This window comes from Kineosporia mesophila, from assembly GCF_021129235.1.
Classification (GTDB): Bacteria; Actinomycetota; Actinomycetes; order Actinomycetales; family Kineosporiaceae; genus Kineosporia; species Kineosporia mesophila.
In genome coordinates this window covers 103,374-109,715 of sequence record NZ_JAJOMA010000026.1, presented here as the reverse complement: position 1 = coordinate 109,715, position 6,342 = coordinate 103,374, and the positions used below count along the sequence as shown (strand labels likewise).

6 protein-coding genes are annotated in these 6,342 nt (G+C 69.8%); 2 read left to right on the top strand and 4 right to left on the bottom strand.

Annotation, left to right across the window (positions count from 1 at the left end; genetic code table 11):
• Positions 1-508: 508 nt before the first annotated feature.
• A complete protein-coding gene (gene nhaA, locus LR393_RS28700) occupies positions 509-1,810 on the bottom strand; it encodes a Na+/H+ antiporter NhaA (RefSeq protein WP_231488059.1) in 1,302 nt (433 codons plus the stop codon).
• 165 nt (positions 1,811-1,975) lie between these two features.
• Between nhaA and LR393_RS28695 the strand changes: the two genes are divergently transcribed.
• Positions 1,976-2,545, top strand: coding sequence for a hypothetical protein (locus LR393_RS28695; RefSeq protein WP_231488058.1), 570 nt, complete (start codon positions 1,976-1,978; stop codon positions 2,543-2,545).
• A gap of 7 nt (positions 2,546-2,552) precedes the next feature.
• Here LR393_RS28695 and LR393_RS28690 read toward each other — a convergent pair whose 3' ends face one another.
• The 3 genes from LR393_RS28690 to LR393_RS28680 all read right to left on the bottom strand — a co-directional run bounded on the left by LR393_RS28690 (position 2,553) and on the right by LR393_RS28680 (position 5,301).
• Positions 2,553-3,530: a zinc-binding dehydrogenase gene (locus tag LR393_RS28690; RefSeq protein ID WP_231488056.1), complete on the bottom strand. Its 978-nt coding sequence runs from the start codon at positions 3,528-3,530 to the stop codon at positions 2,553-2,555.
• 30 nt (positions 3,531-3,560) lie between these two features.
• Complete coding sequence (locus LR393_RS28685) at positions 3,561-4,130, bottom strand: TetR/AcrR family transcriptional regulator (RefSeq protein ID WP_231488054.1); 570 nt, start codon at positions 4,128-4,130, stop codon at positions 3,561-3,563.
• Positions 4,131-4,263: 133 nt separating this feature from the next.
• Entirely contained in the window at positions 4,264-5,301 is a 1,038-nt protein-coding gene (locus tag LR393_RS28680) for a zinc-binding dehydrogenase (RefSeq protein WP_231488053.1), read from the bottom strand.
• A 136-nt stretch (positions 5,302-5,437) separates the two neighbouring features.
• On the opposite strand from LR393_RS28680, the gene LR393_RS28675 reads away from it, so the two are divergent.
• Complete coding sequence (locus LR393_RS28675; protein ID WP_345718867.1) at positions 5,438-6,328, top strand: helix-turn-helix transcriptional regulator; 891 nt, start codon at positions 5,438-5,440, stop codon at positions 6,326-6,328.
• Positions 6,329-6,342: the final 14 nt, after the last annotated feature.

Here is a 6,342-nt window from a genome sequence, read left to right as displayed (position 1 = left end):
GTCCGCCCCGTTCGCCCCGCTGGCCCCGCCACCTTGACCACCCCGCCACCTCGTCCACCTTGGCCGCCCCATCCACCTTGCCGCCGTGCCACCGTGCCGCCGTGCGATGAGCTTGGTGGCCGACATGCATCCCGAACCCCGAGCCGGCCGAGAGGACTCGATGCCAGGAGCGAGGCCTGTGCGTTGTGTACACCTGGTACATCCGGTACCGGATGTACTAGGTGTACACAACGCACAGGCTCCCGCACAGGAACCGTGGTGGCGGTGGCGACCCTCCAGGAAACCCAGGGTGCCGGTGACCTTGCGGTGGAAGTGGCGGGCGTCCAGGTCAGAAGCTCTTGGTGGCCGGCCACGAGACGCACACGGCCCCAAGCTCATTCAGCCAGTGACCTCCCCGCACAAAGGTGAGAGCCCAGACGCACCGCGCCAGGACACCGGGCACTCTTCGACTAACTGAAGAGCCCGACCCCGCTGGACACCTGAGTACCTGCGGGTTCGCAGGCGCGGATCATCCCGTGGGGTCTGCCTGGTAGACGTCGGGAACCCCGTCGCCATCGCGGTCGGCGCTCTCCGCCTCGTGCAGGCGCCGGTACGTGCGGTTGCGCAGCCGCAGCACGACGGTGGCCAGAACCGCAGCGACCAGGCTGCCCGTGAGCACCCCGACCTTGACGTGCTCGTCCCGCAAGCTTCCCGCCCCGAAGGCCAGTTCGCCGATCAGCAGAGACACGGTGAACCCGATCCCGGCCAGCTGAGCCAGACCGAAGACATCGATCCAGCTGAGGCTTTCGTCGAGTTTGGCGTGGGTGAACCGGGACATGGCGAAGGTCGCGGTGAAGATGCCGATGGTCTTGCCCCCGACCAGGCCGGCGACGATCCCCAGGGCGATCGGGTCACGCAGCGCATCGCCGAGACCATTGAGGCCACCGACGGCGACCCCGGCGGAGAAGAAGGCGAAGACCGGCACCGCGAACCCGGTCGAGATCGGCCGGAACCGGTGCTCGAAGTGCTCGGCCAGACCCGGACCGGCCTCCGGCCCCCCGGCCGCCGGGCTCCGGACGACCGGCACGGCGAACCCGAGCAGCACTCCCGCGACGGTGGCGTGGATCCCGGAGGCGTGCACGAGGGCCCAGGTGATCACGGCCAACGGCAGCAGAAGCCACCAGGAACGCACGCGACGCTGGACCAGGACGGTGAAGAGCCCCAGGGTCAGCGCGGCGAACAGCAAAGGCACGAGGCTCAGGTCGGAGGTGAAGAACACGGCGATGATGACGATGGCCAGCAGGTCGTCGACCACGGCCAGGGTCAGCAGGAACGTGCGCAGGGCCACCGGCAGATGACTGCTGATCACGGCCAGCACCGCCAGGGCGAACGCGATGTCGGTAGCGGTCGGGATCGCCCACCCCTGAAGCGCCCCGTCCCCGGTGCCTCGGTTGAGCAGCACGAAGATCACGGCAGGCGCGATCATGCCGCCGACCGCAGCGGTGACCGGGAGCGCGGCCCGGCGGGGATCGCGCAGATCACCGGCGACGAACTCCCGCTTGAGCTCCAGCCCGGCCACGAAGAAGAAGATCGCCAGCAGACCGTCGGCAGCCCACTGCCCGAGCGTCAGGTCGAGGTGCAGGCGGTGCGGGCCGAAGGTGGCGTCGCGCAGCGAGGCATACCCGTCCGACCACGGTGAGTTGGCCCAGATCAGGGCGAGCACGGTAGCGATCAGGAGCAGCGCTCCCCCGACGGTCTCCTTGCGCAGGACATCAGCGACCCGCCGGGCCTCGGGCCAGGTACCGCGGCCGAACAAGCGAGGCGAAGGCATGGGTGTAACTCCTCAGGAAGGATCGACGAAGACCTTGCCGACCAGACTTCCCGGCGCACCACCGGCCACTATAGCTAGCACCCCGGCCAACCCTTCGCGGCCACCGCCCCAGGAGCGGCTGACCTCTCACTTCGGCGACTGGACCGTACCTGAGAGGATGCCCCGGTGCCTCTGACGCCCTCACCCAAACGCACTGCGGCCTCCTGGATCACCGGCAGCGACGAAGACTGGCCCCAGATCGCCGATTTCGGCCCCAGCGGCCTGTCGGTCCACGCCCGCCTGCTCTTCCTGCCCGACCCCGAGGGCCCCTGGCAGAGCGAGGCCGAGGCACCGGCCCTCCCCGGAGCCCTGTCCGAGAACGACCGGCTGCGTCTGGCCCTCCAGGTCCTCAGCCGCCACACCACCACCCCGGAACTGGCCTATTTCTGCCTCTGGGACGGCTGGGGCATCCCGATCCCGGAGGCCGCGTCCCTGGTACGAGTCCCTCACCGCACCTACCACCTCTTCGAGGGAGCCCTCACCGACCTCGGCGGCTGGGGCGCCCCGTCCGACGAAGACCCGCCCCTGCCCGCCTTCATCTGGCCCGCCGACCGCACCTGGTGCATCGCCAAAGACGTCGACCAGCACTGGGCCGGCATCGGCGCTTCCGAAGGAGCCCTGGAAGACCTCCGAGCCATTCCCGACCTCAACATCGTCAAGGCCGACCCGGCCCAGCCCCAGCCCTTCTACGTCTGAGGCGAAGTCACGGGCGCAGCAGGATCTTGCCGTCGCGCCCGGCCTGGAAGTTCGCCGTGTTGGCCTTGCGCACCTCGTCGAACGAGTAGACGGCGTCGACCGGGAGGGTCAGGGAGCCGTCGATGGCCCGGGTGACGAGCTCGGTCAGGAGCTTCTTACGGTGGTCGGCGGCCATGGCGCGGCTCACCTTGCTGCCCCAGAAGCCCTTCACCGTCACGTTCTTGAAGATGATGGTGCCGGAGCTCAGCTCCATGGTCGGGGAGGCCATCGCGCCGAAGACCACCAGCGTGCCGTCCTCGGCGATCAGCGACAGCACGTCGCCGGCCGAAGAGCCGCCGACGGAGTCCACGCCCACGACGACCGGTGCGCCGCCGGTGATCTCGCGGGCCTTGTCCTGCCAGCCCTCGGCGTCGGTGGCGACGATGTTGCCGATGCCGTGCTTGGCCAGCTCCTCGACGCCCTGGGCGCGGCGCACCAGCCCGAGCACGTTGATGCCACGCGGGGCTGCGAGCTGGGCGACCAGACGGCCGACGGCACCGTTGGCGGCGTTCTCGACCAGCCAGTCACCCTCCTTCAGGCCCAGCGAGTCGATCAGGCTCAGCGCGGAGAAGGGCATGGAGACCAGCTGCGCGGCGATCTCGTCGGACAGTGCGTCAGGCACCGGGATCAGCGAGGTGGCCCTGGCCACGAAGTACTCCGCCCAGACACCGAAAGTGGTGCTGGCTACGACCCTCTGGCCGACGGTCAGACCCTCGACACCGGCGCCGAGCGCATCGACGACCCCGACCGCCTCGGTACCGGCCCGGGCGGGCAGCTCGGGCTTGAAGCCGTAGGTGCCGCGAATGGTCCACAGATCGTGGTTGTGCACGGCGGACAGGACGGTGCGCACGCGCACCTCGCCCTCGGCGGGCTCGGGTGTGGGCACCTCCTCGACGACGAGCACCTCGGACGGGTCACCGAACTCATGATGGACGACTGCGCGCATGATCTTCTCAGCTCTCACTTTCGGGTTGGGTCAGCGTGTGAAGACGAAGTCGAAGATGCCCGCGAGATCGGCAGCCACGTGGGACGACTCCCCGGCGGAGACGGCATTCAGATGACGGGTGAGCACCCACACCACCCCCGCCGCGAAGAACTCCCAGAAGATGTCGTCACGGTGCGCCCACGGCTGGAGCAACGGCTCACGCCGTAACCGCTCAGCCGTGGACGCCACGACACCCGCGTGGAAGAGCTGCCCACCGGAGCTGCCGTTGATGCGGGAGTAGAACTCCGCGTGCGGCTGCATCCGGTCGACGATGACCATGAGCACCGGCGCGAACGCGTCGTGCAGACCGGTCGGGGCCTGCGAGGCCGGCTCGATCCCGACCATCGACTGCTCCAGGCGCACCAGGCCGGCGGCCGCGAACAGCGCCCCCAGGTCGGCGAAGTGCTGGTAGAAGGTGGGCCGGCTCATCGCCGCGGTCTCGACGACATCCTTGACCGAGATCGCCGAGGCGTCCCTTTCGTCCAGCAGCACGGTCGCCGCACCGATCAGCGCGGTCCGCGACCGGGTCACGATGGGGTTCTCGCGCGGCGTCTTACACACGTAAAGAATTTAACATGTGTAAGAGTTGGCCGCGCCCGGAGTCACCCGAACGACACCTGGGACGAGCGGGACGGCACCGCGTCGAGAACCACCAGAGCCTCCTCGTCGAAGGCACCGGCATCCCCACCGATGATCAGGGCCGCACGAGCACCTTCAGGCTCTTGCGGTCGGCCATCTGCCGGTACCCGGCGGGCACCCCGTCCAGGTCGGTGCTCACGTCGAAAACCTTTCCCGGATCGATGCTCCCGTCGAGCACGGCCGGCATCAGCTCGTTGATGTAGGCCCGGGTCGGCGCGGCCCCACCGGTGAGCCGCACGTTGCGGAAGAACAGGCTGCCCAGGCCGATCGGGGCCTCCTCGTACTGCGGCACGCCGACCCGGCTGATCGTGCCGCCGTTGCGCACGGACCCTACCGCCTGGTCGTAGGCCGGCCGGCTGCCGACCGCCTCGATGACCACCGACGTCCCCTGGCCACTGGTGAGTTCCCGCACCCGTTCCGCCCCTTCGTCACCGCGGGCGGCGATCACCTCGGTGGCGCCGAACTCCCGGCCCAGGTCGGTGCGGGCCTCGTGCCGGCCCATCAGCAGGATCTCCTGCGCGCCCAGACGCTTCGCGGCGAGCACGGCCAGCAGACCGACCGCGCCGTCACCGATCACGGTGACACTCGAGCCCGCCGTGACCCCACCGCGCACGGCGGCGTGGTGACCGGTGCCGAACACGTCCGACAGGGTGAGCAAGGAGGGGATCAGCGCCGAGTCGGCCGCGACCGGCAGCTTGACCAGCGTGCCGTCGGCGTAGGGAACGCGGATCGCCTCGGCCTGGGCCCCCTCGTGCGGCCCGTAGCCCCACAGCCCGCCGTGCACGCACGACGTGGTCAGGCCCTCCTGGCAGTACTCGCAGGTGCCGTCGCTGAAGACCCACGGCGAGACGACCAGGTCGCCCTTGCGGACCGACGTGACCTCCGACCCGGTCTCCTCGACGATCCCGATGAACTCGTGACCCATCCGGGCCGGACCGGACCCGGCGGGCATCTGGCCGTAGGGCCACAGGTCCGAGCCGCAGATGCAGGCCGCGGTGACCCGGACCACGGCATCGGTCGGCTGGGCGATCACGGAGTCGGGGACGTTCTCGATGCGCACGTCGCCGGCGCCGTACATCAGGGTTGCGCGCATGGCTCTTGGCTCCTGTTGTCGATGACGGCCCGGAACCGGGCCGATCACCATGCAAGCCCCGGCGCGATCAGGGTGACAGGCTCAGATCACCGGGGGTAGAGGTGCCACCTGCCTCAATGACCGAACCCGACGTACCGTGGACGACGTGAACAACCGAGCATCCGTCCGCGACTTCCTGATGAGCCGCCGGGCCCGCATCACCCCCGCTCAGGCCGGTCTGCCCGTTTCGGGTCACCGCCGGGTGCCGGGGCTGCGCCGCGAGGAGGTCGCCGTGCTCGCCGGGGTCAGCAGCGAGTGGTACGCCCGGCTGGAGAAGGGGCACATCGCCGAGGTGTCCTACGACGTGCTCGACGCCGTGGCCCGCGCGCTGAGGCTCGACGACGAGGAACGGATCTACCTGTTCGACATGGCCCGGGCCGCCCGCGCCGACGAGCCCGGCCGTGCCTGCGGACCCCGCCCGGCCACCGATCTGCCGCCGACCGTGCAGTGGCTGCTCGACAGCATGGCCCTCTCCAGCGCGATGGTCAGCAACAAGCGCCTCGACGTCCTGGCCGTCAACCCCCTCGGCCGGGCCCTGTACTCCCCCATGCTCGAGAGCCCCACCACGCACGAGCACGGCCAGGCGAACCTGGCCCGCTACCACTTCGCCGACCCGGGCTCCCACGACTTCTACGGCAACTGGCACGTCACGGCCGACGTGCTCGTGGGCCTGCTGCGCACCGAGGCCGGCCGCGACCACTGCGACACCGGCATCACCGACCTGGTGACCGAACTGTCGCAGGTCAGCCCGGAGTTCCGCACCCGCTGGGCCGCACACAACGTGGTCATCCACAACCGCGGCACCAAGCTCTTCCGCCACCCCACCGCCGGCCCGCTGACGCTGGCCTACCACTCGATGAACCTGCCGATCTCCGTGCAGGAGGCCGAGATGCTCACGGTCTGCACCGCCGAGCCCGGCTCGGCCGACGAGGACCGGCTCCGGCTCCTCGCGAGCTGGTCGGCTCCCCAGACCCAGTCGTCCAATTAAGGACGATCCGGTCG

Bases quoted from the DNA above. Each gene is read 5' to 3' on its own strand.
- nhaA (WP_231488059.1), bottom strand. From the start codon at position 1,810: ATGCCTTCGCCTCGCTTGTTCGGCCGCGGTACCTGGCCCGAGGCCCGG.
- LR393_RS28690 (WP_231488056.1), bottom strand. From the start codon at position 3,530: ATGCGCGCAGTCGTCCATCATGAGTTCGGTGACCCGTCCGAGGTGCTC.
- LR393_RS28680 (WP_231488053.1), bottom strand. From the start codon at position 5,301: ATGCGCGCAACCCTGATGTACGGCGCCGGCGACGTGCGCATCGAGAAC.